Annotated in this window: 22 protein-coding genes, 1 tRNA gene and 1 rRNA gene; 14 read left to right on the top strand and 10 right to left on the bottom strand. The window is 56.1% G+C overall.

Translation table 11 applies throughout. The features are described 5' to 3' along the window. Nucleotides 1-32 precede the first annotated feature (32 nt). From yhdP to csrD, 8 genes are all read right to left on the bottom strand, one after another. On the bottom strand, nucleotides 33-3833 hold the full coding sequence (gene yhdP, locus SB719_RS18045) for an AsmA2 domain-containing protein YhdP (protein ID WP_412159533.1): 3801 nt from the start codon (nucleotides 3831-3833) through the stop codon (nucleotides 33-35). A gap of 47 nt (nucleotides 3834-3880) precedes the next feature. Next, nucleotides 3881-5350 carry a ribonuclease G gene (rng, locus tag SB719_RS18040; protein WP_065648069.1) on the bottom strand — a complete coding sequence of 490 codons (1470 nt, stop codon included), beginning with the start codon at nucleotides 5348-5350 and terminating at the stop codon, nucleotides 3881-3883. Next, nucleotides 5340-5933: a Maf family protein gene (locus SB719_RS18035; RefSeq protein WP_065648068.1), complete on the bottom strand. Its 594-nt coding sequence runs from the start codon at nucleotides 5931-5933 to the stop codon at nucleotides 5340-5342. The genes rng and SB719_RS18035 overlap by 11 nt, the downstream gene beginning before the upstream one ends. Before the next feature lie 8 nt (nucleotides 5934-5941). Beyond that, on the bottom strand, nucleotides 5942-6430 hold the full coding sequence (gene mreD / locus SB719_RS18030) for a rod shape-determining protein MreD (RefSeq protein ID WP_039380697.1): 489 nt from the start codon (nucleotides 6428-6430) through the stop codon (nucleotides 5942-5944). Beyond that, entirely contained in the window at nucleotides 6427-7461 is a 1035-nt protein-coding gene (gene mreC, locus SB719_RS18025) for a rod shape-determining protein MreC (RefSeq protein WP_065648067.1), read from the bottom strand. Before mreC ends, mreD begins: the two co-directional genes overlap by 4 nt. Before the next feature lie 257 nt (nucleotides 7462-7718). Next, nucleotides 7719-8762, bottom strand: coding sequence for a rod shape-determining protein MreB (mreB, locus tag SB719_RS18020; protein WP_003855260.1), 1044 nt, complete (start codon nucleotides 8760-8762; stop codon nucleotides 7719-7721). A 50-nt stretch (nucleotides 8763-8812) separates the two neighbouring features. Further along, nucleotides 8813-9106 (bottom strand): hypothetical protein, encoded by a 294-nt coding sequence (locus SB719_RS18015; protein ID WP_412159532.1) that lies wholly within the window; start codon nucleotides 9104-9106, stop codon nucleotides 8813-8815. Then, nucleotides 9072-11018, bottom strand: coding sequence for an RNase E specificity factor CsrD (csrD, locus tag SB719_RS18010; protein ID WP_065648066.1), 1947 nt, complete (start codon nucleotides 11016-11018; stop codon nucleotides 9072-9074). Before csrD ends, SB719_RS18015 begins: the two co-directional genes overlap by 35 nt. 297 nt (nucleotides 11019-11315) lie before the next feature. Between csrD and msrP the strand changes: the two genes are divergently transcribed. The 14 genes from msrP (at nucleotide 11316) to SB719_RS17940 (ending at nucleotide 24417) form a co-directional block, all read left to right on the top strand. Next, the gene (gene msrP, locus SB719_RS18005) at nucleotides 11316-12320 is read left to right on the top strand and encodes a protein-methionine-sulfoxide reductase catalytic subunit MsrP (RefSeq protein ID WP_065648065.1); all 1005 of its coding nucleotides are present in this window, start codon (nucleotides 11316-11318) and stop codon (nucleotides 12318-12320) included. Next, complete coding sequence (gene msrQ, locus SB719_RS18000; RefSeq protein ID WP_292977461.1) at nucleotides 12321-12923, top strand: protein-methionine-sulfoxide reductase heme-binding subunit MsrQ; 603 nt, start codon at nucleotides 12321-12323, stop codon at nucleotides 12921-12923. 232 nt (nucleotides 12924-13155) lie between these two features. Next, a complete protein-coding gene (gene aroQ, locus SB719_RS17995; RefSeq protein WP_065648063.1) occupies nucleotides 13156-13608 on the top strand; it encodes a type II 3-dehydroquinate dehydratase in 453 nt (150 codons plus the stop codon). Nucleotides 13609-13629: 21 nt separating this feature from the next. After that, nucleotides 13630-14094 carry an acetyl-CoA carboxylase biotin carboxyl carrier protein gene (gene accB, locus SB719_RS17990; protein WP_065648062.1) on the top strand — a complete coding sequence of 155 codons (465 nt, stop codon included), beginning with the start codon at nucleotides 13630-13632 and terminating at the stop codon, nucleotides 14092-14094. 11 nt (nucleotides 14095-14105) lie between these two features. Beyond that, nucleotides 14106-15455 carry an acetyl-CoA carboxylase biotin carboxylase subunit gene (accC, locus tag SB719_RS17985; RefSeq protein WP_065648061.1) on the top strand — a complete coding sequence of 450 codons (1350 nt, stop codon included), beginning with the start codon at nucleotides 14106-14108 and terminating at the stop codon, nucleotides 15453-15455. A gap of 71 nt (nucleotides 15456-15526) precedes the next feature. Next, nucleotides 15527-15769 (top strand): YhdT family protein, encoded by a 243-nt coding sequence (locus SB719_RS17980; protein WP_065648060.1) that lies wholly within the window; start codon nucleotides 15527-15529, stop codon nucleotides 15767-15769. Next, nucleotides 15759-17204 carry a sodium/pantothenate symporter gene (gene panF, locus SB719_RS17975; protein WP_065648059.1) on the top strand — a complete coding sequence of 482 codons (1446 nt, stop codon included), beginning with the start codon at nucleotides 15759-15761 and terminating at the stop codon, nucleotides 17202-17204. Before SB719_RS17980 ends, panF begins: the two co-directional genes overlap by 11 nt. 11 nt (nucleotides 17205-17215) lie before the next feature. Continuing rightward, nucleotides 17216-18097 (top strand): 50S ribosomal protein L11 methyltransferase, encoded by an 882-nt coding sequence (gene prmA / locus SB719_RS17970; protein ID WP_065648058.1) that lies wholly within the window; start codon nucleotides 17216-17218, stop codon nucleotides 18095-18097. A gap of 371 nt (nucleotides 18098-18468) precedes the next feature. Continuing rightward, nucleotides 18469-19434 carry a tRNA dihydrouridine synthase DusB gene (gene dusB / locus SB719_RS17965; protein WP_039380734.1) on the top strand — a complete coding sequence of 322 codons (966 nt, stop codon included), beginning with the start codon at nucleotides 18469-18471 and terminating at the stop codon, nucleotides 19432-19434. Between the two features lie 24 nt (nucleotides 19435-19458). After that, nucleotides 19459-19755 (top strand): DNA-binding transcriptional regulator Fis, encoded by a 297-nt coding sequence (fis, locus tag SB719_RS17960; RefSeq protein ID WP_003855228.1) that lies wholly within the window; start codon nucleotides 19459-19461, stop codon nucleotides 19753-19755. A 504-nt stretch (nucleotides 19756-20259) separates the two neighbouring features. Then, entirely contained in the window at nucleotides 20260-21285 is a 1026-nt protein-coding gene (locus tag SB719_RS17955) for an amino acid ABC transporter substrate-binding protein (RefSeq protein WP_065648057.1), read from the top strand. 68 nt (nucleotides 21286-21353) lie between these two features. Beyond that, nucleotides 21354-22532 (top strand): amino acid ABC transporter permease, encoded by a 1179-nt coding sequence (locus tag SB719_RS17950; RefSeq protein ID WP_065648056.1) that lies wholly within the window; start codon nucleotides 21354-21356, stop codon nucleotides 22530-22532. A 14-nt stretch (nucleotides 22533-22546) separates the two neighbouring features. Continuing rightward, nucleotides 22547-23647 (top strand): amino acid ABC transporter permease, encoded by a 1101-nt coding sequence (locus SB719_RS17945; RefSeq protein ID WP_065648055.1) that lies wholly within the window; start codon nucleotides 22547-22549, stop codon nucleotides 23645-23647. Nucleotides 23648-23655: 8 nt separating this feature from the next. Further along, nucleotides 23656-24417 carry an amino acid ABC transporter ATP-binding protein gene (locus SB719_RS17940; RefSeq protein WP_065648054.1) on the top strand — a complete coding sequence of 254 codons (762 nt, stop codon included), beginning with the start codon at nucleotides 23656-23658 and terminating at the stop codon, nucleotides 24415-24417. A gap of 122 nt (nucleotides 24418-24539) precedes the next feature. Here SB719_RS17940 and rrf read toward each other — a convergent pair. Continuing rightward, nucleotides 24540-24655: ribosomal RNA gene (gene rrf / locus SB719_RS17935) — 5S ribosomal RNA — on the bottom strand. Between the two features lie 37 nt (nucleotides 24656-24692). Continuing rightward, nucleotides 24693-24768, bottom strand: a tRNA-Thr gene (locus tag SB719_RS17930). Between the last annotated feature and the right edge of the window lies 1 nt (nucleotide 24769).

Raw genomic sequence — 24769 nt, 5'->3', positions numbered from 1 at the left:
TAGCCTGCGGCAATTCCCCGACGGCGTCAAATTCACTTGCTGCCGGCGTCGCGCGCTTTGCGCAACACTTCACTGATTTCTGGTTTATCCAGCGGGCCACTGATGTGATAGCGCAGCAGAGATATCTTGTTCCACAGCGGTCCCAGCACCTTGCTGGCGGCAAAAACGGCGGCACCAACCACCGGATTGATCACAAATGCCGTTGCCACACCGACTGAGGCGGAGATCTCTGGCGCCACAACCGCTTCCATATCAATTTGCCGCTGTACCAGATCGATCCGGCCCTGCATCGCGATATCCGCCTCCAGCCCATCGACCAGCAGGTTATCAGTGCGCATGACACCGTTTTCGATCCAGGCAGTGCCGTTGATTGAATCAAAATAGAAGCCATCGCTGAAGGTATCGCTGAAATCCAGACGCAGCTTGCGCAGCAGCGCATCAAAGCTCACCAGCCGCAGCAGCTGGCCCGCCCGTCCGGTATTCACATCTGCAATCTGTCCTTTGCCGAAATGTGTTTTCAGCGTGCCGCTCAGCGACGCTTCAGCAGGCTGCCACGGCGCAGCGCGCCAGTGCAGATCATAATCCACGTTAAACGGCGCATCGCGCAGCGGCGTATTCATACCAAACCAGTTAGTGGCATCGTTGATGTTGCTGCCGCTCAGGCGACCCTTCAGCGAGGTGCGCGGATTGCCCGGTGAGTTAACCCATTCGCCATTGACGCTGAGCCGGGCGTTGCCGCTATCCACAATACCGTTAGTGAGTGCTAACGTCTCTCCGTGTGGCGTCAGCGTCGCAGCCATCCGTCCGAACTTTTGTCCGCGCAGCCAGCACTCATCGCAGTTAAGCTGCAGCGCGGGCCACTGACTGAAATCGATGCCGCTGTCGCCGCTGAAAGGTGATGACGCCTGCGTGCTGCCGGTCTGTTTCCATTGCGGATTATAATAAAGGTAGTTCAGATTGATGCGCCACGGTGCACGCTGCGCTGTGGTCAGCGTGCCGCGCGCTTCACGACTCTCCAGCTTCAGCTGCGCATCACCGCCCCGGCCCTGCAGCAGAGTGGCGCTGAGATCGTGCCACTGCTGCCCGCCCAGCGTCAGGGCTGGTGTATGCAGCGTGATATCCCCCGGCAGTCCGACGCCGCCCACCTGGGTGGCACCCTGTCCGCTGCCGCCTGCGCCTGCGCCTGCCAGCACACCGAGCCAGGCTTCCCCATCCAGCGGCGGCAGGTTTAATACCATCCCGCGCTGCGCCGGCAGTGCAGGGGTGGTCGTGATGTCGTTCTGCCAGATGCCGCGTTCGACGCGCAGCTGCGGCTCCAGCAGCCAGCGGCTGTTAAAACGGTGCGTTTCACCCACGCTGCCGCTGAGCATAAAGCCATTCAGATCGCCTTTAGCCCTGACCGTTACCGGCAGCGCTTCACCGGCAGACTTTGTCAGCGGTGCGGGTAAGTGACTGCTTACTGTTTTGCCATCGCCGTTCAGATCGACGCTGTAGGTGGCGCCCCCGCTATGGGGTAGCGTGATATCTGCCTTGCCCTGCCAGGCGAGTGAACCACTGAGCTGGCGTGCCACCGCTTCCGGCATCACGCTGAGATGCGCGGGCTGCCAGTCGCCCAGCAGCCGGACGTTAACGCCAAAGTCCTGCGGATTCTCCTGCGTGCTGAAAGTGACCCCCAGCGGCTGACCAAACCAGTTCGCCTGCATCTCTTCGCTTTCAAGATTGCCGTTGTTATAGCGAAAACGTCCTGTCAGCTGTGTCAGCGTGCTTTTCAGCGGCTTAATATGCAGCGTGTTGTTATTCATCACCACGTTGCCGCTGGCGTGTACCTGCTCGCCATCCAGCGGGATCTCAAGATTGAGCGTGCTTTTTACCTTGCCGCCAACCTGCAGCTGCTGCAGCGCGGCACCGAGCGATGATTTCAGCGGCGTCTCATCAAAGTAGGCGCCGATATCCGCTCCCTGCCCGCTCAAATCGCCGGCGATAAGTAATTTCTCTTTGAGATAATCCGGAATGACGGCTGTGACATTGCGCGCCTCAACCTTACCCAGACGCGTACTGTCGGCGCGCATCCACAGGCCGTCATTCACAAAATCGAGATCGATGTCCAGATTCTGCAGAGCCGGCCAGCCAGGCTGAAAGCGGAACGCAGCATTGCGCAGCGGCACCTGAACTTCAAACATGCCGTCGTTGTGCTTAAACGGGAACAGGCGCGGATCGCCGGCAAACAGCAGCGTGGCATTGTCCGTTTCACCGCCTTTTATCGCTTCGCTAAGGTAGTGCGTCAGGTTATGTCCCATCAGCGGTTCCGGCAGATAACGCCACGCATCGCCCGCGTCGGTGACGCGAATGCCGGCCAGAATATCGAGCCGGGGTGCCGTGTCACTGTTTTGCTGATAGCGGAAGTCGCCGCGTGCCCACAGCGAGCGCGCCTGCACATCCAGCTGATGCCCTGCCAGCGTCAGACCATGACGGTCACGCAGCCAGCTCAGCTGGCCACTCAGCTGATGAATATCCAGCGGCGCCTGGAACATATCCCCGTAGGGCACTTCAGCCTGCCCCATGCTGAGGTCCACCTGGCCATGGCTGACGCTGCCGCTGGCGCGCCCGCTGAGATTGCTGATGCCGGGCAGCAGCTTCCAGTTATGCCACGCCAGGTCGCGCCAGGTCGCCTGCAGGCGCGTCTGTTCCGGCTGCGTCAGGGGAATATCCAGCGCCAGCGTGTCGATATAACCGCGCGGCTGCAGCGCACGCCACGTATCCAGCAGCGTCGGTGAGAGCGGACCAATCAGCGGAACCAGCGGCGCAAACCGCTGCAGATCAAGACGGGTGGCGCGCACCCGGATCTCCGCTGCCGCGTGATCCTGAGGTTGCCACAGCAGCGCAATCCGGCCGGGTGCCCAGGCAACGCCATCCGTGCTGAGCCGGGTTTGCGGTATGTTCAGACTCCAGCCGTTGCGGAAGCGCGCCAGATGCGCGGTCAGTCCGTCAATCTGCAGCTGGTGATCATGCTGTTCACCGCGCCAGTGTGCCCCGCCCTGTTTAATCAGTATGTCACCCGCATAGAGTTCGCCATCACGCAGGCTGGCCCATGCCGCCAGGCTGATACGCGCGCTCTCCAGGCTGGTGTTATCACGCAGCCAGCGGCCAATCCAGGGACGCACATCCACATCGTCTGCCTGCATCCAGATGTGACCGTCGTTCAGCAGGCCACGGGTGTCATTTAAATCCAGCCTGACCTGCACAACACCATGCTGACCGGTAAAGCTGCTAAGGCTGACTTCGCCTTCAGCGCGATGCCGGTTTGCTTCATTCAGCCAGGTGAGACGCGGTATCGCCAGTTCGGCATGCTGGCCTGAAGGCGTCAGAAAGCGGATAGTGCTGTCGCGTAAATCGAAGTGATCGAACTGGCGCAGGAACAGGTCGTTGATTTGAGCAGGCTTGATGCTGGTGGTATCGCCGTCGCGGGTAAACAGCGGGCGCTCCGTCGCCAGACGCAGCTGCCAGAAAGTTAAATCGCGGAACTGCCAGCGCCAGTGCAGCAGCGACTGCCAGACATCCAGCGCCAGGCTGACGCGGCCAATGTGCAGTTCGCCCTCCTGCTGCATATCGATACGCAGATCGCGTACCTGCAGCGTCGGGCCGAAATTCTGCCACGACCCCTGAAGTTCGCTGGCTTCTGCAGTGACACCGCTGATGCGTGAAACCGTCTGCAGTATGTCGCTGCGATAACTGTTGAGATGCGGCATCACCAGACGCAGCCCGCTCACCAGCAGCGCCACAATGACAATCACTGTGGCGCTCAGCAGTAACAAAATCCCTGGCAACCGCCTCACACATCTCTCCTTGCTGGTCACTGGATAATAACGTCTGGCCGCAGGCCTTACATCATGACGACGTCAAACTGCTCCTGAGTATAGAGCGGTTCAACCTGGACTTTGACCTGTTTGCCGACAAAGATTTCGACTTCGGCCAGCGCATGCGACTCATCCGTTTTCAGCGCCTCGCCTACCGCCGGCGAGACATAGACCAGAAAGCGATCGGAGTCATAGGCGTGATGCACACGTACGATCTCGCGCATGATTTCATAGCAGACCGTCTCCACGGTTTTCAGCGAGCCGCGTCCTTTACATACCGGGCAGTCGGCACACAGCACGTGCTCAATACTTTCGCGCGTTCTTTTACGGGTCATTTCCACCAGACCCAGCGCGGAAAAGCCATGAATACCGGTTTTGACCCGATCTTTACTCAGCGCACTCTCCAGCGAATGGAGCACGCGCCGGCGATGATCGTCATTACTCATGTCGATAAAGTCGATAATGATAATGCCGCCAAGGTTACGTAACCGCAGCTGACGGGCAATGGCCTGCGTCGCTTCGATATTTGTATTAAAGATGGTTTCGTCCAGGTTGCGGTGGCCAACAAACGCACCGGTATTAATATCTACCGTGGTCATCGCCTCTGTCTGGTCAATAATCAGGTAGCCACCTGATTTAAGCTCTACCTTGCGCTCCAGGGAGCGCTGAATTTCATTTTCGACATCATAGAGATCGAAAATCGGCTGCTTGCCGCTGTAATGCTCCAGCTTGCTCGCCATTTCGGGAATATATTCGCTGGTGAACTCCACCAGCAGATCGCAGGTCAGGCGTGAATCCACGCGGATACGATCCAGCGCGGCACCGGCAAAATCACGCAGCACACGCTGCGCCAGCGCCAGTTCGCCATACAGGAGGCAGCGCGTCTGGTTACGCTTTTTGCGCTCGCTGACTTTTGTCCACAGGCGTTTGAGAAACGCCGCATCCTGCGCCAGCTCTTCAGCGCCAATGCCTTCTGCAGCGGTGCGGATAATAAAACCGCCCAAATCATCGCAGTAGGCAGCAACCACTGCCTTCAGCCGCTCGCGCTCCGCTTCACTCTCAATACGCTGTGAAACGCCCACGTGGGATGCGCCGGGCATAAAAACCAGATAGCGGGACGGCAGCGTGATATCAGTGGTGAGGCGTGCGCCCTTGGTGCCCAGCGGATCTTTCACCACCTGCACCATCAGATCCTGCCCCTGACGTACCAGCTCGGCGATGTCGCGCACGACAAAATTTTTCTTTTCATCGCCGGCCACACACTCCGTGTGCGGCATGATGTCGGAGGCGTGCAAAAAGGCAGCTTTATCCATGCCAATATCGACAAAGGCAGCCTGCATACCCGGCAGCACGCGGCTGACCCGGCCTTTGTAGATGTTGCCAACAATGCCGCGCCGCGCTTCGCGCTCAATATGAATTTCCTGCAAAATGCCGCCATCAATATAGGCAACGCGGGTTTCCGAAGGTGTCACATTTACCAGCAGTTCAGCCGTCATTCTGTCCCCTTAATGCTCGCAGCGACTGAAAATGGCTCAGCAGCTCTGTGGTTTCCACCAGCGGTAGTCCCACCACGGCGTAGTAGCTGCCATGAATCGTGCGTACGAAATTGCCGCCCAGCCCCTGAATGCCATAGGCGCCCGCCTTATCCATCGGTTCACCGCTGGCAATATAGTGCGCGATTTCATCAGCGGTCACATTGCGGAAGGTCACATCGGTGAGCACCAGACAATCCAGCAGCGTCTCGCTGTCGGCCAGCGCCACGGCGGTCATCACCTGATGGGTCTGTCCGGAGAGCCTGGCCAGCATCTCTGCGGCATGTGCCGCGTCGCGCGGTTTCTCCAGAACGTCGCCATTCAGTACTACGATAGTATCCGCGCCGAGCACCGGCAGATCCCGGGGCGCGATGGCAACACCGGCGCGCGCTTTGTCCGCCGCCAGACGACGAACGTAATGTTCAGCCGCCTCATCAGGCTGACGCTGCTCTTCGGTGTGGGTGAGCAGACGCTCAAATTGCAGCCCAAGCTGCGTCAGCAGCTCGCGCCGGCGAGGCGAGCCGGAAGCCAGATACAGGGTAATCATTGTGTTCCTTACTGAACGGCAAACTGCCGGCGGATCTTTCTCATCAATAAGAATAGCCAGGGCCAGAGAATGCCGTCGACCACGCTACTCCAGAAAATTTCTGGCCGGAATGAGACGTCTATGACCAGGAATTCAGCCCAGAAAACAATGACATCTACTGCCAGAGAAAGAACCATAACCATTAACGCCTGCTGCCACAATGCGAGGTTGCGGAACAGCTGGAATTTAAAGGCGACCAGGTAGGCGATGATACTGAAAGCCAGCGCACGTACGCCCAGCGTGGAGCCGGCAATCAGATCCATAACGGCACCGAGAAAAAACCCGGTGCCGACGTTGACCCGATGCGGCAGCGCCAGCACCCAGTAGATCAGAATAAGCAGCAACCACGACGGCCGGAACATGTAGAACTGCTCCGGCCATGGCATGATTTGCAGAATCAAGGCCAGCAGAAAAGAGAGCCAGATTACCCATCGTCCCTGACTGCGATATCGGCTCAAGGCTGGCCCCCACGCGTGGTCGCCGGAGCACTCTGCGAACTTCCGCTGGCCGCAGAGGATGGCGGTCCCATCTGCTGATTCTGCTGCATCATCGCGGGCGCCGGTGGCCCCATTTCACCCGCCGGCGGCAGCACCTGAGGCATCATCTGCATCAGGCGCTCGTTCGCCACGCGGTGTACTTCATCCGGCGCCATCGGCATATCGCCATTTTTATCCGCTCCCCACAGCAGCAGCAGATAGCGCAGGCGCTGCAGCCCGGCTGTCGGATGGGCCTGTATGACCGTATAGGCGCGCTGGGTATCAACCTTGACGGATGACACCACGCCGACCGGATAGCCTTCCGGGAACCGACCGCCGAGGCCGGATGTCACCAGCACATCGCCAACGCGAATGTCGGTGTTGCCTGGCAGATGCTCCAGCTGCAGATCTTCGCTGCAGCCGTTACCGGCGGCAATGACACGAATGTCGTTACGCAGAACCTGGATCGGCAGAGCATGCGAGGCATCGCAGATCAGCAGCACACGGCTGGTCAGCTGACCCACTGCCACCACCTGCCCGACAACGCCTTTATCACTGATAACCGGCTGACCTTCGTAAACGCCGTTTACGCTGCCCTTGTCGATAACCACCTGATCGGTGTAGGGATCGGTGCCGGTTGAGATCACCTGCGTCACCATCTTGTGCTCATCCTGACGCAGTGGCGAGCCGAGCAGCTCGCGCAGGCGTGCGTTTTCCTGCTTATATTGCCCCAGCATCAGCAGATCGCTGTTTTTCAGGAAAAGCTCGCGGCGCAGCGCTTTATTCTCCAGCTCCAGCTGCTGACGGGATGCCAGCGTATCCGACACGCCGTCAAGCAGCTGCCGCGGGCCGTTGGCGAGAAAATAAAATGGGCTGACTGACGTGTCCAGATAGTTGCGGATCCGGGAGAAAGTACTTACGCGGCTGTCGGCGATAATAATCGCGATTGCCACAATAACGGCCAGAAAGAGACGCAACTGCAGGGAAGGTCCCCTGCTAAAAATCGGCTTCATAAATTCTGCGAATTCCTCGACATCAGGGAAGAAGCACCAGTCCGCAGACCCGCGCCTCCAGGGCTGGACGCATTATGCCGTCGTACGCAGCCGCGCCATTTACCCTATGCCTGAACCGCCGCTGCATGATGCAATGCTGCGGCTCTGACGCTGCACAACGGCAGGCCAGAGCGATACACGCTGCGTGCGATTCAGTTTATGATGAGTATTGTCGCGATTCCCTGCGCAATATGACCATGGTCGCAGCCAGTGAGGAATTACTCCTCGCTGAACAGATCGCCACCATGCATGTCGATCATCTCCAGCGCTTTACCGCCGCCACGTGCTACGCAGGTCAGTGGATCTTCCGCTACCACGACCGGAATGCCCGTCTCTTCCATCAGCAGGCGATCCAGATTGCGCAGCAGCGCGCCACCGCCGGTCAGCACCATGCCACGTTCTGAGATATCAGAAGCGAGTTCTGGCGGACACTGCTCCAGCGCAACCATAACCGCGCTGACGATACCGGTCAGCGGTTCCTGCAGCGCTTCAAGAATTTCATTTGAGTTCAGCGTAAAGCCACGCGGCACACCTTCTGCAAGGTTACGTCCACGCACTTCGATTTCACGAACTTCGTCGCCCGGATAGGCTGAACCGATTTCATGCTTGATACGTTCTGCGGTCGCTTCACCAATCAGTGAGCCGTAATTGCGACGTACGTAATTGATGATAGCTTCATCAAAACGATCGCCACCAATACGTACAGAAGAAGAGTAGACCACCCCGTTCAGGGAGATCACGGCGACTTCAGTGGTACCGCCACCAATATCCACTACCATGGAGCCGGTTGCTTCAGAGACTGGCAGGCCGGCACCGATAGCCGCAGCCATTGGCTCTTCAATCAGGAAGACTTCGCGTGCGCCTGCTCCCTGCGCAGATTCACGGATAGCGCGACGCTCAACCTGGGTCGCGCCGACCGGTACACACACCAGTACGCGCGGACTCGGGCGCATAAAGCTGTTGCTATGTACCTGCTTGATAAAGTGCTGGAGCATTTTCTCAGTCACAAAGAAGTCAGCAATTACGCCATCTTTCATCGGACGGATAGCGGCAATGTTGCCCGGCGTACGGCCAAGCATCTGCTTTGCGTCATGACCAACAGCCGCTACGCTCTTTGGGGAGCCGGCGCGGTCCTGACGGATAGCAACCACTGAAGGCTCGTTCAGCACGATGCCCTGTCCTTTTACATAAATCAGGGTATTCGCAGTACCCAGGTCAATGGACAAGTCATTGGAAAACATGCCGCGAAATTTTTTAAACATACTAAGGGATAATCCTGCAAGCTGGGGGCGGAAAATAAAATCCGCTTACTTTACCAACCACACGAAGCCGCTACAAGGCGCAAAAACGTTCGGCTACGGTGAAAAAATAGACCGTATAATTTTTCCGGCCGGTACTGCCCGCCACTGGCAGCGCCAGATGGCGTTAAACCGCCCTCTTTAACGCAAATTGTGCGGATGCGCAGCGGGGTTACCGACATAAAATTTAACATTTCATGCCCTTTGTTCTGCCCGCCTCCGCAGTATAAAGCCAGAAAAACATGGATTGGCGGGAAAATCCATGCCAGAACATTAAATACGGTAACGTTGCGAATGTTTTTTAACATTACTGTTAACCGGCTGTGAAGGCGCAAACAGGTCACCCTGCCCGCCTGACACCCCAAGCGCAGTCAGAGTCTGCCATTCAGCCCGAGTACGTACGCCGGCAGCAAAAACATAGCTGGAGGTTGATTTACACACTTCCAGCAGGCTCTGCACAAAAAGCTGATTCTCTGTGCGGCGATCGATATTACGTACCAGCCCCGGATCCAGCTTGATCACATCAACAGGAAGCTGGCGAATATAAGCGCTGCTAACCACCGTCATTCCCGCCTGATCGACTGCGATACGGCAGCCAAACGTGGTAAGCATGTGAAAGACCGGCAGCAAACGGTTGATGTGTTGACACACATCCGCCTCGGCAAGTTCAAATAAAAATCGCCGCCGCTGAGATTTATTACACTGCAGCAGTAATTTTTGCAGCCAGCGCTGGAACGGGCGCTGTAACAGTGAATCAATGCTTACCGGCAGCGCCAGCGTCTCATCGGGCCACACTTCTGTCAGCGCGGCAATGCGCGTCACCAGCTGGCGATCCCAGCTGTCAGTCAGCCCCAGCTGCATCACCAGCGGCATAAATTCGGCGGCCACCACTTCTTTATCACCGTCAAAGATGCGCGCCAGCATCTCCCGGTGGTGGACTTTGCCATCCATCAGCACCGCAGGCTTTTGATACAGGCGGGGACCACCGCGGTTGAGCGTATTTTCCAGCAGCGTACGCCAGCGCACGCTGCCACGGCCCATATCCAGCGGATTACCCTCGCCCACGGACCAGGTATTCCCCCCCTGCAGCACGGCGCGCCGCGTGGCCAGCTCTACGCTCTCCATCACCTGCAGTACGCTCTGTCCGCTACACCAGGCGTTGATGCCGATATGAATTAAATCATCCCGATCCACCCTGCGCATCGGCGGCAGAGAGTCCACCGCATTGATGAGCTGCTCGGCAATGCTGTTCGCCTCTTTCAGCGTCCTGTGCGGCAGCAGCACGGCAAAATCACTGCGAAAATAGCGTGCCAGCAGCGCTCCCGGATAGCGCAGCACAAAGGTGGAAAACATATTGATGATATCAAACAGGTACTCTTCAGCCAGCGTCGGACCGATGATTTCGTGCAGGTTGTCAAAGTCAGGCAGGCGGATCATCATCACCACGCCATGCGTGCCGACATCCTCCTGATCTTCCAGCAGCGTGGCCAGCTGATTATCAAAAAAGAGCCGGTTATTGAGGCCCGTACGCGCATCCTGCGCAGCAAACGTGCGGATCAGCGTATCGATTCTCAGACGCTGTTCTCCCGCCTCCTGGAGATCGCTGAGCAGCGTATCCAGCGCGCGGCTGGCTTTGGCGGGCCATTCAGTGGTGCCCGGGACACGAGCGATGCGCTCGCCGGCTATGATGCGTCCGGCGCGCGCCTCCAGCCGATCCATATTGCGCCAGCGGCGATTGAGCCAGTGATGCGTCATCGCCAGCAGCGCCACCATAATGGCAACCACGCTCAGCAATACCACCAGCGTGTAGGCACCGGTAAAGGAGCGAAACCAGGTTTTTGCCGGATCGAGCACCACGACGCGCAGCTGCATCTCGGGTGCGTGCACCAGCGGCAGCTCAAACTGAATAAACCGGTTAGGTTCATCTTCCAGCATGGGATTTTCATGGCGGGTAAGGCGAAATATTTCGCCGTCATCATTGCGCAGCTCAACCTGCTCAGCGTTGATTACCGGCATCAGCCGCGTCAGCCACTGTTCAACCTCCTGCGGAGACTGAGTCATCAGCGCCTTATCAACTTCGGTTGCCAGCGTATCAATACGGCTTTCAACGCGCTCCTGCGACAGCCAGATAAAACTAAAAGCGCAGCCTACCAGCATCAGTAACATTGCCAGTAAGCTTAATAATGTAATAAACGCAGAAAACTTCGTTGTTAATCGCATCCCTGTGCCTGTACCACTGCGGTTATAAACGGGCGGCCGCCCTGTGCATCATTCAGCTGACGCAAACCTGAGCAAAGTACCATAAATAGCGGTCTGAATCAGCGCCATTACTCCGGCGATCACGCTGTCGCGCGAGTATAACGGTAAAGTCATCGTACCTGACCGCCGGACTGGCTTTTTCGTCCTATTCTCAACAGAGGATGTCTGCCAGGAAATTTCATATTTTCCCCGGCAAAGTGGCATCGCCGATGCGGTTTACGCATCTTAATGATCACTGCTTACCTGCCGGAGAACACCATGAAGTTCAAGCACACTCTCACTGAAGCTGATGTCACCCCGGAAAACATCTTTGCGCTGCGCCGGCGTCAGGTGCTGAAGGCGCTGGGCATTGGCGCTGCTGCCGCAACGCTGCCGGGCAGCGCCCGGGCAGACATTCTGAGCTGGTTTAAAGGGAACGATCGTCCGCCGGCACCGGCCGGACGCGATTTGACGTTCACAAAACCTGCGCAGTGGCAGGCAGATTTACCGTTAACGCCTTACGATAAAGTAGCCGGCTACAACAACTTTTATGAGTTTGGTCTGGATAAAGCCGATCCCGCTGCTAACGCCGGCTCGCTGAAGACTGAGCCCTGGCAGCTGCGTATTGATGGCGAAGTTGCCAGGCCTGTAACGCTGGATATGGATGACATATTTAAACGCTTTGCCATGGAGCAGCGTATCTACCGTATGCGCTGCGTCGAAGCGTGGTCAATGGTTGTGCCCTGGGTTGGCTTTGAACTCAGCAAGCTGCTGAAGCTGGCAGAACCCACCAGCAAAGCACGCTATGTGGCGTTTCAGACGCTCTACGATCCTGAGCAGATGCCGGGCCAGAAAGATCGCTTTATTGGTGGCGGACTGGATTATCCCTATGTTGAAGGCCTGCGGCTGGATGAAGCGATGCATCCGCTGACGCTGCTCAGCACCGGTGTCTATGGCAAAGCGTTGCCGCCGCAGAATGGCGCCCCGATACGCCTGACGGTGCCGTGGAAATATGGCTTTAAAGGCATTAAATCGATCGTAAAAATCACGCTGACCGCTGAACAGCCGCCGACCACCTGGAGCCAGATTGCCGCCAGCGAATATGGGTTTTACGCCAATGTGAATCCGCACGTCGATCATCCGCGCTGGTCACAGGCGACAGAGCGCTTTATCGGCGCGGGCGGCCTGCTCAACGTTGAGCGACAGCCTACGCTGCTGTTTAACGGTTATGCACGTGAGGTAGCGTCACTCTATCGCGGGCTCGATCTGCGGGAGAATTTTTAAATGCGCCTGACCCTGCGACAGGTTACCTGGCTCAAAGTGGCGCTGCACCTGGCCGCGCTGCTGCCGCTCGTCTATCTGGTCCTTTCTGCTGCTCAGGGCTGGCTGAGCGCCGATCCGGCAAAAGATATTCAGCACTTTACCGGCAGAATGGCGCTGAAGCTGCTGCTGGCGACGCTGCTGGTCAGTCCGCTGACGCGCTATCTGAAACAGCCGCTGCTGATCCGCACCCGCCGGATGCTGGGGCTCTGGTGCTTTGCCTGGGCTACGCTGCATCTGATCAGCTACTGGCTGCTGGAGCTGGGCTTCACGCATCTGCGTCTGCTCGGCAGTGAAATTTTCGCCCGCCCCTATCTGCTGCTGGGTCTGCTCAGCTGGGTGATCCTGTTTGCGCTGGCGATCACCTCGTTTCAGCGCGCACAGCGCAAACTGGGCAGACGCTGGCAAACGCTGCATAACGCTATCTACCTGGTGGCGATCCTCGCTCCTGTCCACTATCTCTGGTCAGTTAAAGTGCTGTCACCGCAACCATTGCTTTATGCGCTGGCGGCGGCGCTGCTGCTGGCGTGGCGCTACAAAAAGTTACGCAAGAGCTTCAGCCGCTGATTTCTCTGAGGTTGTTTTCTCCCCCCGCTTTCTGTTAAAACGTGTGGCCTTCGGGCCGCACCGGATCAACTTCGCAGATAAGACCAGTATTTTGCTGCGAATTGTCCCGAAACGGATATAATGCCCGGCTTTATTGCAAGCAAACCCTTCTTTTTCACTCTCAAGGGTGACAAATGAAGGATGTCGCGGTATTTTACGCGATGCCCTAATGATTGCAGGAGATAGCCGCAAGATGGCGCATAAATTTCACATACTGTTGTTGAACGGTCCCAACCTGAATTTGCTGGGAACGCGCGAGCCTGACAAGTATGGTCACGCCACATTGGCTGATATCGTCAGCGATTTGGCGCAACAGGCCGGCCAGCACCATGTGAAATTGAGTCATCTGCAATCAAACGCAGAATATGAGCTGATCGATCGTATTCACGCCGCGCGCAGCGATGTGGATTACATCATCATCAATCCGGCTGCGTTCACGCATACCAGCGTTGCGCTGCGTGATGCTCTGCTGGCGGTTAGCATACCTTTTATCGAGGTGCATCTCTCTAACGTGCATGCACGCGAGCCGTTCCGGCACCACTCCTATCTTTCCGATGTATCTGCCGGCGTCATTTGTGGACTTGGCGCGGATGGGTACGCGTGGGCTTTACAAACGGCGATAAAACGCCTGTCACATTCCAATTAAACAGAGTACGGAACCACACTCATGGATATTCGTAAAATTAAGAAACTGATCGAACTGGTTGAAGAGTCCGGCATTGCTGAGCTGGAAATCTCTGAAGGCGAAGAGTCAGTTCGCATCAGCCGTTCACCTGCCAATGTCGGTTATCCAATGATGCAGCAGGCTTATGCTGTACCTGCTCCGCAGCCTGCACTGGCAGCTGCCGTTGCACCGGTTGCTGCCGCTCCGGCTGAAGCCGCGAAGCCTGAAGTCAGCGGACACATTGTTCGCTCACCGATGGTCGGCACCTTCTACCGCACCCCAAGCCCGGACGCAAAAGCGTTTGTGGAAGTGGGTCAGAAAGTGAACGCTGGCGATACCCTGTGCATCGTTGAAGCGATGAAAATGATGAACCAGATCGAAGCCGACAAATCCGGCGTTGTGAAGGCGATCCTGGTAGAAAGCGGCCAGCCGGTTGAATTTGACGAGCCGCTGGTCGTCATCGAATAACGAGGCGAAGCATGCTGGATAAAATTGTCATTGCTAACCGTGGTGAAATCGCGCTGCGCATTCTGCGTGCCTGCAAAGAGCTGGGCATCAAGACCGTAGCGGTTCACTCCACGGCAGATCGCGACCTTAAGCACGTGCTGCTGGCAGATGAAACTGTCTGCATCGGCCCGGCGCAGTCGGTCAAAAGTTACCTGAATATTCCGGCTCTGATTTCTGCTGCTGAAATCACTGGCGCAATTGCGATTCACCCGGGCTACGGCTTTCTCTCTGAGAATGCCGATTTTGCTGAGCAGGTTGAGCGTTCAGGCTTTATCTTTGTCGGACCGAAAGCGGATACTATCCGCCTGATGGGTGACAAAGTGTCCGCTATTACCGCGATGAAAAAAGCGGGCGTTCCTACCGTTCCGGGTTCAGACGGCTCGCTGACTGATGATATGGATAAGAACCGCGCTATCGCGAAGCGCATCGGCTATCCGGTTATCATTAAGGCTTCTGGCGGCGGCGGCGGACGCGGTATGCGCGTTGTACGCCATGAAAAAGATCTTGAGCAATCCATTGGCATGACGAAGGCGGAAGCAAAAGCAGCTTTCAATAACGACATGGTCTACATGGAGAAATTCCTCGAGAACCCACGTCATATCGAAATTCAGGTACTGGCCGACGGTCAGGGCAACGCCATCTATCTGGCAGAGCGCGACTGCTCTATGCAGCGTCGCCACCAGAAAGTGGTGGAAGAGGCGCCAGCGCCAGGCATCACGCCGGAACTGCGTCGCTTCATTGGCGAGCGCTGCTCTAACGCCTGTGTGGAAATTGGCTATCGCGGTGCCGGTACTTTTGAATTCCTGTATGAAAACGGCGAGTTCTATTTCATTGAGATGAACACCCGTATTCAGGTTGAACATCCGGTTACCGAAATGATCACCGGCGTTGACCTTATCAAAGAGCAGCTGCGTATTGCTGCCGGTCAGCCGCTGTCGATCAAACAGGAAGATGTGATTGTGCGTGGCCATGCGGTGGAATGCCGTATCAACGCCGAAGATCCCAATACCTTCCTGCCAAGCCCGGGTAAAATTACGCGCTTCCACGCGCCGGGTGGCTTTGGTGTTCGCTGGGAATCGCATATCTACGCTGGCTACACCGTGCCGCCGTACTACGATTCCATGATCGGCAAACTCATTACTTACGGCGAAACCCGTGAAGTTGCGATCGCCCGCATGAAAAATGCGCTGGCTGAGCTGATCATCGACGGCATCAAAACCAACGTCGAGCTGCAGATGAAAATCATGTCTGACGAAAACTTCCAGCAGGGTGGCACCAACATCCACTATCTGGAGAAGAAACTCGGCCTGCACGAGAAGTAATTGCAGCGCAGAGCACGACAGAGGCCGGTTAATCCGGCCTTTTTTATTGTTATCGCCTGTGAGGTTACCTGATGGATGGGCGTTTTTTACAAGCGAACAGAGAGGCTCGCTGGTCACTGGGTCTCTCTCTCGCGTATCTGCTGGTGTGGGCCCTGTCTGCCTGGCTTGGCGGAACGCAAAGCGGAATATCTGGCCTGCCCCGCTGGTTTGAACTCTCCTGCATATTTGCACCGCTACTGTTTATTGTTCTCTGCACGCTGATGGTTCGCGTCATTTTCCGCGACATGTCACTGGAGGACAGTAATGGAAAGTGAAATTCTGCTGCCGCTGCTGGCTTATCTGGTTCTGATTGCCGTTTTGTCAGTGATCGCCATGCGCAAACAGCGCCAGGGCACTTTTCTGACCGAATATTTTCTCGGCAGCCGTTCCATGGGCGGCTTTGTGCTGGCAATGACGCTGACCACAACCTACATCAGCGCCAGCTCATTTATAGGCGGTCCCGGTGCCGCCTATAAATATGGTCTGGGCTGGGTACTGCTGGCCATGATTCAGGTGCCTGCCGTCTGGCTTTCGCTGGGCGTGCTGGGAAAAAAATTCGCCATTCTGGCCCGGCGTTATAACGCAGTAACGCTTAACGATATGCTTTATGGCCGTTACCGCAGTCCGCTGCTGATCTGGCTGGCCAGTATCAGCCTGCTGGTGGCTTTTATCGGCGCCATGACCGTGCAGTTTATCGGCGGCGCTCGCCTGCTGGAGACGGCTGCGGGTATTCCTTACGATACGGGCTTACTGATTTTTGGCGGTACTATCGCGCTCTATACGGCTTTCGGTGGCTTTCGCGCCAGCGTGCTGAATGATGCGATGCAGGGGCTGGTGATGCTGGCAGGCACGTTTCTGCTGCTGTTTGCCGTTATTCATCATGCCGGCGGGTTGAGTCACGCGGTCAGCACGCTGCGCACTATTGATCCGCAGCTGGTATCACCGGAAGGGGTGGGCAACGTGATTACGCCAGCCTTCCTGAGCTCATTCGCTGTGCTGGTCTGCTTTGGCGTAATCGGTTTGCCGCATACGGCCGTACGCTGTATCTCCTACCGGGACAGCAAGGCGATGCACCGCGGGATCATACTTGGCACTATCGTAGTAGTGCTCCTGATGCTGGGTATGCATCTGGCTGGCGCACTGGGACGCGCGGTGTTGCCCGACCTGACCATACCTGACCAGGTGATCCCGACGCTGATGATTACCGTACTGCCCCCGATGGCAGCCGGCATTTTTCTCGCTGCACCGATGGCGGCCATTATGTCGACCATTAACGCGCAGCTCCTGCAGGCATCCGCTACGCTGATCAAAGATCTCTATCTGCGTATTGCGCCCCGGCAGAGTGAAAATGAAGCGCGCCTGCGTATGCTCTCCGGCACGATTACCTTTGTGCTGGGTATCCTGCTGCTGCTGGCGGCCTGGAATCCGCCGGATATGATTATCTGGCTTAATTTGCTGGCATTTGGCGGGCTGGAAGCGGTATTCCTGTGGCCGCTGGTGCTGGGTCTCTACTGGGAACGCGCCAACGCCGCCGGGGCTATCAGCGGTATGCTGGCAGGCGCCGTAAGCTATACGCTGCTCGCCAGTCTGAAGATTGAATGGTGGGGATTCCACCCTATTGTTCCCTCGCTAACCCTGAGCCTGCTCGCTTTTCTGGCAGGTAACCTGTTTGGCAGCGCGTCTGAGACGCACGACGCTGCACTGAAATAAAGAGAAACGCTATGCCATGGATTCAAATCAAGATTAACAGCACCGGAGAACAGGCTGAGCCACTGAGCGATGCCCTGATGGAAGTCGGTGCCGTCTCGGTGACCTTTCAGGATACGCACGATAATCCGGTGTATGAACCGCTGCCGGGTGAAACCCGGTTGTGGGGTGATACTGACGTCATCGGTCTGTTTGACGCAGAGAGTGATATGGATGAAGTCGTGGCCGCACTGCGTCTGCAGCCGGTGCCGGGATCGTCGTTTCACTACAAGATCGAGCAGATCGAAGATAAAGACTGGGAGCGCGAATGGATGGACAACTTCCATCCAATGCGCTTTGGTGAACGTCTGTGGATCTGTCCAAGCTGGCGTGATGTCCCCGATCCGGATGCGGTCAACGTCATGCTCGATCCCGGTCTGGCCTTTGGCACCGGCACGCATCCTACGACTTCACTCTGCCTGAGCTGGCTGGATGGTCTCGATCTGCAGGGCAAAACGGTGATCGACTTTGGCTGCGGCTCCGGCATTCTGGCGATCGCTGCGCTGAAGCTGGGTGCTGCCCAGGCGATCGGGATCGATATCGATCCACAGGCTATTCAGGCCAGCCGCGATAACGCTGAACGCAACGGCGTAGCAGACCGTCTGTCGCTCTATCTGCCACATCAGCAGCCTGAAAATCTGCAGGCTGATGTCGTGGTCGCCAATATCCTGGCGGGCCCGCTGCGTGAACTGGCACCGCTGATTGGCGTTCTGCCAAAAGCGGGCGGCTATCTCGGCCTGTCTGGCGTACTGGCCAGCCAGGCAGAAAGCGTCTGTGAAGCTTACGCTGAGCGCTTCGCGCTTGATCCGGTTGCGGAGAAAGAGGAGTGGTGTCGTATTACCGGGCGTCTGCGCTAATTTTACTCCCGGGCCCGCAAGCGCGGGTCTGGGGTTTATCAGGGCGCAGTATCGTGCTGTGCACGCCCTGCATCCGGAGAGAATGATTTTGTATTAAATTTGCGCAAAAGGCCGTTAATTCTGTGGTTAATCTGTCAAAATTGCGGCTTTTATATCGTGATTTGTTGTATAAATTCAGAAAAACGTTTGTTCACAATTTCGCCGTAAATTAATAACTATATGATTTTTAACAACTATCCAGAGAGCATCAGGTTGCGCAGTGAAAGCACTGTGATGTTAAGGGGCTGTTGTTCAAAGTTTGGCCTTTCATCTTCCGGAAAAAATGCGTAATATACGCCGCCTTGCGAACAGTTAGGGTCACTTCTTTTTTCATGCGCATTGGACACCACCAGCTACGTAATCGCCTCATTGCTGCGCCTATGGCCGGAGTAACCGATAAGCCATTTCGCACACTCTGTTACGAGAACGGTGCCGGTATGACTGTCTCCGAGATGCTGTCATCTAACCCGGAAGTCTGGGCCAGTGACAAATCCCGGCTGCGCATGGTGCATAGTGACGAGCCCGGCATTCGTGCCGTGCAAATTGCTGGCTGCGATCCCGATGAGATGGCTGCTGCCGCGCGAATTAATGTTGCGTCTGGCGCGCAGGTTATTGATATCAATATGGGCTGTCCGGCTAAAAAAGTGAATCGTAAGATGGCTGGCTCTGCACTGCTGCAGCATCCGCAACTGGTAGAATCGATTCTCCGGGCGGTGGTCAACGCAGTGGACGTGCCGGTTACGCTGAAGATTCGCACTGGCTGGGACAAAGAAAATCGTAATTGTACAGAGATTGCCCAATTGGCTGAACGTTGTGGCATTCAGGCTCTCACCATTCATGGACGCACCCGCGCCTGTTTGTTTGAGGGGCAGGCTGAATATGACAGCATTCGGACAGTTAAGCAGAGCGTTTCCATTCCGATTATCGCGAATGGGGACATAACTGACCCGCATAAAGCCAGGGCAGTGCTCGACTACACCGGAGCAGATGCTCTGATGGTAGGACGTGCTGCTCAGGGAAGACCGTGGATCTTCCGGGAAATCCAGCATTATCTGGACACAGGGGAGCTGCTTGCACCGAAGCCGCTGGCAGAGGTGAAGCAAATGCTGATTGGACATATACGGGAGCTGCACGACTTTTACGGTCAGCGCAAGGGATACCGTATTGCCCGAAAACACGTTTCCTGGTATTTGCAGGAAAGTGCCCCTGACGACCAGTTTCGGCGCACATTCAACGCCATTGAGGATGCCAGCGAACAGCTGGAGGCGTTGGAGGCATACTTCGAAAATCTTGCGTAAACGAAATAAAGAGCTGAAAGAACTATGTTCGAACAACGCGTAAATTCTGACGTACTGACCGTTTCTACCGTTAACTCACAGGATCAGGTGACCCAAAAGCCACTGCGTGATTCGGTTAAACAGGCACTGAAGAACTATTTTGCTCAACTGAATGGTCAGGATGTTAGTGATCTGTATGAGCTGGTACTGGCTGAAGTCGAGCAGCCTCTGTTGGACATGGTGATGCAGTATACCCGTGGCAACCAGACCCGTGCAGCCCTGATGATGGGTATCAACCGTGGTACTCTGCGTAAGAAGCTGAAAAAATACGGCATGAACTGATTGTTCGCTGCTGCGATAACGCCAGCCTTCGGGCTGGCGTTTTTGTTTGGATCGTTTTCCCGCTTATCACTTCACGTGAAACAGTTACCGCCTGTATGGTAACTATTGTTGCAATCCCCTGCGTCATTTTTCCTGTGCCCTCCTCTGCTTAATTCGGCAGCGGCCTGCGTGCAACCTGGCAGTAACCTGTGCCGCTGCTGTGTTCGCAGGTATTAACGCCAACAACCCTGACTAATGAGCGGTAGCTCACACTGCGCTCCAATAGTGAAACTATTTGCACTATTTGTGATCGCGGCGACTCGTCATGCCGCCTTTTGGTGCGCGATAGTAACCGCACGTTACTTCCTGCCCTTTTCTGACGCTCTTTCCTGAAGAATTCAGCCCGCTGCAAAACTGGCATCAGCTTTGCAACAGGCAGGATGGCACGCTGCCACCGACAGACAGTAGTGCACTACAAAGTGCACACCACAATAACAACAGACGAACTGCCACACAGGATGCTTTATGAAAAAGATGATGCTCTCTACCCTGATTGCTGCTGCCACACTGCTGAGCGCGACGCAGCAGGCGCATGCAGGTGCCACGCTGGACGCAATTAAAAAGAAAGGTTTTGTACAGTGTGGTATCAGTGACGGACTGCCGGGTTTCTCATACGCAGATGCCAGCGGCAAATTCACCGGTATTGATGTGGATGTCTGCCGTGCCGCCGCTGCTGCCGTGTTTGGCGATGCCGGCAAAGTTAAATATACCCCGCTGACGGCTAAAGAGCGCTTTACTGCGCTGCAGTCGGGTGAAGTCGACATCCTGTCGCGTAACACTACCTGGACCTCTTCACGCGACGGCGGCATGGGCTTTCTGTTTGCCGGCGTAAACTACTATGACGGCATCGGTTTTCTGACGCATAAGAAAGCGGGACTGAAAAGTGCCAAAGAGCTGGATGGCGCGACGGTCTGCATCCAGGCAGGTACTGATACCGAGCTGAATGTCGCCGACTATTTTAAAGCGAATAAAATGCAGTACACCCCGGTGACCTTTGACCGCTCCGATGAGTCAGCCAAAGCGCTCGATAGCGGCCGCTGCGATACGCTCTCCTCCGATCAGTCCCAGCTCTATGCGCTGCGCATCAAACTTGGCAAGCCTGACGAATTTATCGTGCTGCCGGAAGTGATCTCCAAAGAGCCGCTTGGGCCACTGGTGCGTCGCGGTGACGACGACTGGTTTACGATTGTTAAGTGGTCACTGTTTGCCATGCTGAATGCTGAAGAGATGGGTATCAGCTCAAAGAATGTCGATCAGATGGCAGCAAAACCCACCACGCCTGATATGGCGCATCTGCTGGGCGCAGAAGGCGACTTTGGTAAAGACCTGAAACTTGATAATAAGTGGGCTTATAACATCATCAAGCAGGTGGGTAACTATCAGGAAATTTTTGACCGCAATGTCGGGAAAGACAGCGCGCTGAAAATCGCACGCGGACAGAATGCGCTCTGGAACCAGGGCGGCATTCAGTACGCACCGCCAGTGCGCTGATTTACGGCTGTGCCAGTCGGGCACCGCGTCCTGCGGTGCCCACGCGTATCTATCATTGAGGTTTCAACATGTCGCAACGCCCAACCGTGAAAAGGGATTTTTCATTCGGTAACCCTGCGGTTCGCGCCTGGCTTTATCAGTTCGTCGCGATTATTGCGGTAGTGGCGGTGGTGGGATATTTAATCCACAACACCATCATCAATCTGGCCAATCGTGGCATCACATCAGGTTTTGGCTTTCTGGAGCGCAGTGCCGGTTTTGGTATTGTTCAGCATCTGATTGACTACACCGAAGGAGACACCTACGCCCGGGTCTTTATGGTCGGGCTGACCAATACCCTGCTGGTCTCCGCGCTTTGCATCGTCTTTGCATCACTGCTTGGCTTTGCGGTAGGCCTGGCGCGACTGTCTGATAACTGGCTGCTGCGTAAGCTCTCTGCCATTTATATTGAGACGTTCCGTAATATTCCCCCCCTGCTGCAGATTTTCTTCTGGTACTTTGCCGTACTGCGTAATCTGCCCGGCCCGCGTCAGGCACTTAACGCCTTTGACCTCGCCTTTGTCAGTAATCGTGGCCTGTATATTCCATGGCCACAGTATGCGCCCGGTACACTGCCATTTCTGGTTGCGCTGGCGTCAGGCATTATCGCCAGCCTGGCGCTGTTTCGCTTTAATCGTAAACATCAGCTGAAAACCGGTCAGCTGCGTCGCACCTGGCCCGCCGCCGCCGGGCTCATTGTGCTGCTGCCGCTGATTGCCCACAGCCTGTTCGGAGCGGGCGTGCACTGGGATGTGCCTGAGCTACGCGGATTCAATTTTCGCGGTGGCTTCGCGATGATCCCGGAGCTGGCCGCGCTGACGCTGGCGCTCTCGATCTATACCTCTTCATTTATTGCTGAGGTGATCCGCGCCGGTATTCAGTCTGTACCGCATGGCCAGAGTGAAGCGGCGCGCTCGCTGGGATTGCCGAACCCTGTGACGCTGCGTCAGGTCATTATTCCGCAGGCAATGCGCGTCATTATTCCTCCGCTGACCAGCCAGTATTTAAACGTGGTCAAGAACTCGTCGCTGGCAGCCGCTATCGGCTACCCCGATATGGTGTCGCTGTTTGCCGGTACGGTGCTTAATCAGACCGGCCAGGCAATAGAAACCATTGCGATCACCATGGCGGTTTATCTCATCATCAGCCTGACGATTTCCCTGCTGATGAATCTCTATAACCGCAAAATTGCGCTGGTTGAGCGTTAAGAGAACGAAACACTATGTCTGTGACAACGCATGAAACGCCGCCGGTAAGCAGTAATCTGCTGCAGAAGAGCTGGAGCTGGGCGCGTAAAAATCTATTCTCTGGCTGGCTGAACACGCTGCTTACGCTGATCAGTCTGTGGCTCATCTGGAATGTCATTCCCCCGGCACTGAACTGGCTGATATTTCAGGCAAACTGGCTGGGCGAAACCCGTGCCGACTGTACCAAAGCGGGTGCCTGCTGGGTGTTTATCCATGCACGCTTTGGTCAGTTTATGTATGGACTCTATCCGCATGAACTGCGCTGGCGTATCAATCTGGCGCTGGTTATCGGTTTAGTGTCAGTTATTCCCCTCTTTATCCGCGCCATGCCGCGTCGTGGTCGCTATCTTGCCTGCTGGGCAGTGCTCTATCCGGTTACGGTCTGGCTGCTGCTTTATGGCGGCTATTTTGGTCTGGAGCGCGTGGAAACCCGCCAGTGGGGCGGCCTGACGCTGACGCTGATTATCGCCTCCGTTGGGATCGCCGGCGCCCTGCCGCTGGGTATTCTGCTGGCGCTGGGCCGACGCTCAAATCTGCCGGTGGTGCGGACGCTGTCCGTTATTTTTATCGAGTTCTGGCGCGGCGTACCGCTGATCACCGTGCTGTTTATGTCCTCTGTCATGCTGCCGCTGTTTATGGCGGAAGGTACGACGATCGACAAACTGGTTCGTGCGCTGGTGGGTGTGATTCTGTTCCAGTCTGCCTATGTAGCGGAAGTGGTGCGCGGCGGCCTGCAGGCGCTGCCTAAAGGTCAGTATGAAGCGGCTGAGTCGCTGGCGCTGGGCTACTGGCGAACGCAGGGGCTGGTGATCCTGCCGCAGGCGCTGAAGCTCACTATTCCGGGACTGGTTAATACCATTATCGCCCTGTTCAAAGATACCAGCCTGGTGATCATTATCGGCCTGTTTGATCTGTTCAGCAGCGTGCAGCAGGCCACGGTCGATCCTGCATGGCTGGGCATGTCCACGGAAGGCTATGTTTTTGCTGCACTGGTCTACTGGATTTTCTGTTTTAGCATGTCGCGCTACAGCCAGTATCTGGAGAAGCGTTTTCACACCGGGCGTAAAGCGCACTGAGGTTTACTATGACATCCACAATAACGACGGCGGCTAACGCTATGATGATTACGCTCGAAAACGTGAACAAATGGTACGGACAGTTTCACGTGCTTAAGGATATTAATCTGCAGGTTAAACCGCGTGAACGTATTGTACTCTGCGGCCCGTCAGGTTCAGGAAAGTCGACCACTATTCGCTGTATCAACCATCTGGAAGAGCATCAGCAGGGACGTATCGTCGTTGACGGTATCCATCTTAATGATGACGTGCGCAATATTGAACGGGTACGCACTGAAGTGGGCATGGTGTTTCAGCACTTTAATCTGTTCCCGCATCTTACCGTTCTGCAAAACTGTACGCTGGCCCCCATCTGGGTAAGAAAGATGCCGAAGAAGGAGGCGGAAGCGCTGGCGATGCATTACCTCGAGCGGGTGCGCATTGCTGAACATGCTCATAAGTTTCCGGGACAGCTCTCTGGCGGCCAGCAGCAGCGCGTGGCAATAGCCCGTTCGCTCTGTATGAAGCCCAAAATTATGCTGTTTGACGAGCCGACTTCCGCCCTTGATCCGGAGATGGTGAAAGAGGTGCTGGATACCATGATTGGCCTCGCAGAAGATGGCATGACCATGCTGTGTGTGACGCATGAAATGGGGTTCGCACGTACGGTCGCTGACCGGGTGATCTTTATGGATCGGGGGGAGATCGTGGAGATGGCGCCGCCAGAGGAGTTCTTTGCTAATCCGCGTTCAGAGCGTACCCGCGCGTTTCTGTCGCAGGTTATTCACTGATCTCAGCGCTCTTAGCTCTGCCCCTGCCATGCAGCAGGGGCTTTTTTATGGCTGCGCGTTTTCATCCTGTCCGGCAAAAACAAAAAAGCCCTGAACTTTCGTTCAGGGCTTCTGTGTTTGGTGCCTGGCAGTTCCCTACTCTCGCATGGGGAGACCCCACACTACCATCGGCGCTACGGTGTTTCACTTCTGAGTTCGGCATGGGGTCAGGTGGGACCACCGCGCTAGTGCCGCCAGGCAAATTCTTTTACCCGAACTCATGCTTTTTTTAAAACTGGTGCTGATACCCAGAGTCGAACTGGGGACCTCACCCTTACCAAGGGTGCGCTCTACCAACTGAGCCATATCAGCA

The sequence above is a fragment of the Pantoea sp. SIMBA_079 genome (genome assembly GCF_046940275.1).
In the GTDB taxonomy this organism is placed as follows: domain Bacteria; phylum Pseudomonadota; class Gammaproteobacteria; order Enterobacterales; family Enterobacteriaceae; genus Pantoea; species Pantoea borealis.
The sequence above is the reverse complement of the archived record's forward strand: the minus strand, read 5'-3'. Positions and strand labels throughout refer to the sequence as shown.

What these genes read in the sequence shown, in the direction of transcription:
- rng (WP_065648069.1), bottom strand. Translation starts at nt 5,350, where the DNA reads ATGACGGCTGAACTGCTGGTAAATGTGACACCTTCGGAAACCCGCGTT.
- SB719_RS18035 (WP_065648068.1), bottom strand. Translation starts at nt 5,933, where the DNA reads ATGATTACCCTGTATCTGGCTTCCGGCTCGCCTCGCCGGCGCGAGCTG.
- mreC (WP_065648067.1), bottom strand. Translation starts at nt 7,461, where the DNA reads ATGAAGCCGATTTTTAGCAGGGGACCTTCCCTGCAGTTGCGTCTCTTT.
- mreB (WP_003855260.1), bottom strand. Translation starts at nt 8,762, where the DNA reads ATGTTTAAAAAATTTCGCGGCATGTTTTCCAATGACTTGTCCATTGAC.
- SB719_RS18015 (WP_412159532.1), bottom strand. Translation starts at nt 9,106, where the DNA reads ATGTTAAAAAACATTCGCAACGTTACCGTATTTAATGTTCTGGCATGG.
- csrD (WP_065648066.1), bottom strand. Translation starts at nt 11,018, where the DNA reads ATGCGATTAACAACGAAGTTTTCTGCGTTTATTACATTATTAAGCTTA.
- msrP (WP_065648065.1), top strand. Translation starts at nt 11,316, where the DNA reads ATGAAGTTCAAGCACACTCTCACTGAAGCTGATGTCACCCCGGAAAAC.
- msrQ (WP_292977461.1), top strand. Translation starts at nt 12,321, where the DNA reads ATGCGCCTGACCCTGCGACAGGTTACCTGGCTCAAAGTGGCGCTGCAC.
- aroQ (WP_065648063.1), top strand. Translation starts at nt 13,156, where the DNA reads ATGGCGCATAAATTTCACATACTGTTGTTGAACGGTCCCAACCTGAAT.
- accB (WP_065648062.1), top strand. Translation starts at nt 13,630, where the DNA reads ATGGATATTCGTAAAATTAAGAAACTGATCGAACTGGTTGAAGAGTCC.
- accC (WP_065648061.1), top strand. Translation starts at nt 14,106, where the DNA reads ATGCTGGATAAAATTGTCATTGCTAACCGTGGTGAAATCGCGCTGCGC.
- SB719_RS17980 (WP_065648060.1), top strand. Translation starts at nt 15,527, where the DNA reads ATGGATGGGCGTTTTTTACAAGCGAACAGAGAGGCTCGCTGGTCACTG.
- panF (WP_065648059.1), top strand. Translation starts at nt 15,759, where the DNA reads ATGGAAAGTGAAATTCTGCTGCCGCTGCTGGCTTATCTGGTTCTGATT.
- prmA (WP_065648058.1), top strand. Translation starts at nt 17,216, where the DNA reads ATGCCATGGATTCAAATCAAGATTAACAGCACCGGAGAACAGGCTGAG.
- dusB (WP_039380734.1), top strand. Translation starts at nt 18,469, where the DNA reads ATGCGCATTGGACACCACCAGCTACGTAATCGCCTCATTGCTGCGCCT.
- fis (WP_003855228.1), top strand. Translation starts at nt 19,459, where the DNA reads ATGTTCGAACAACGCGTAAATTCTGACGTACTGACCGTTTCTACCGTT.
- SB719_RS17955 (WP_065648057.1), top strand. Translation starts at nt 20,260, where the DNA reads ATGAAAAAGATGATGCTCTCTACCCTGATTGCTGCTGCCACACTGCTG.
- SB719_RS17950 (WP_065648056.1), top strand. Translation starts at nt 21,354, where the DNA reads ATGTCGCAACGCCCAACCGTGAAAAGGGATTTTTCATTCGGTAACCCT.
- SB719_RS17945 (WP_065648055.1), top strand. Translation starts at nt 22,547, where the DNA reads ATGTCTGTGACAACGCATGAAACGCCGCCGGTAAGCAGTAATCTGCTG.
- SB719_RS17940 (WP_065648054.1), top strand. Translation starts at nt 23,656, where the DNA reads ATGACATCCACAATAACGACGGCGGCTAACGCTATGATGATTACGCTC.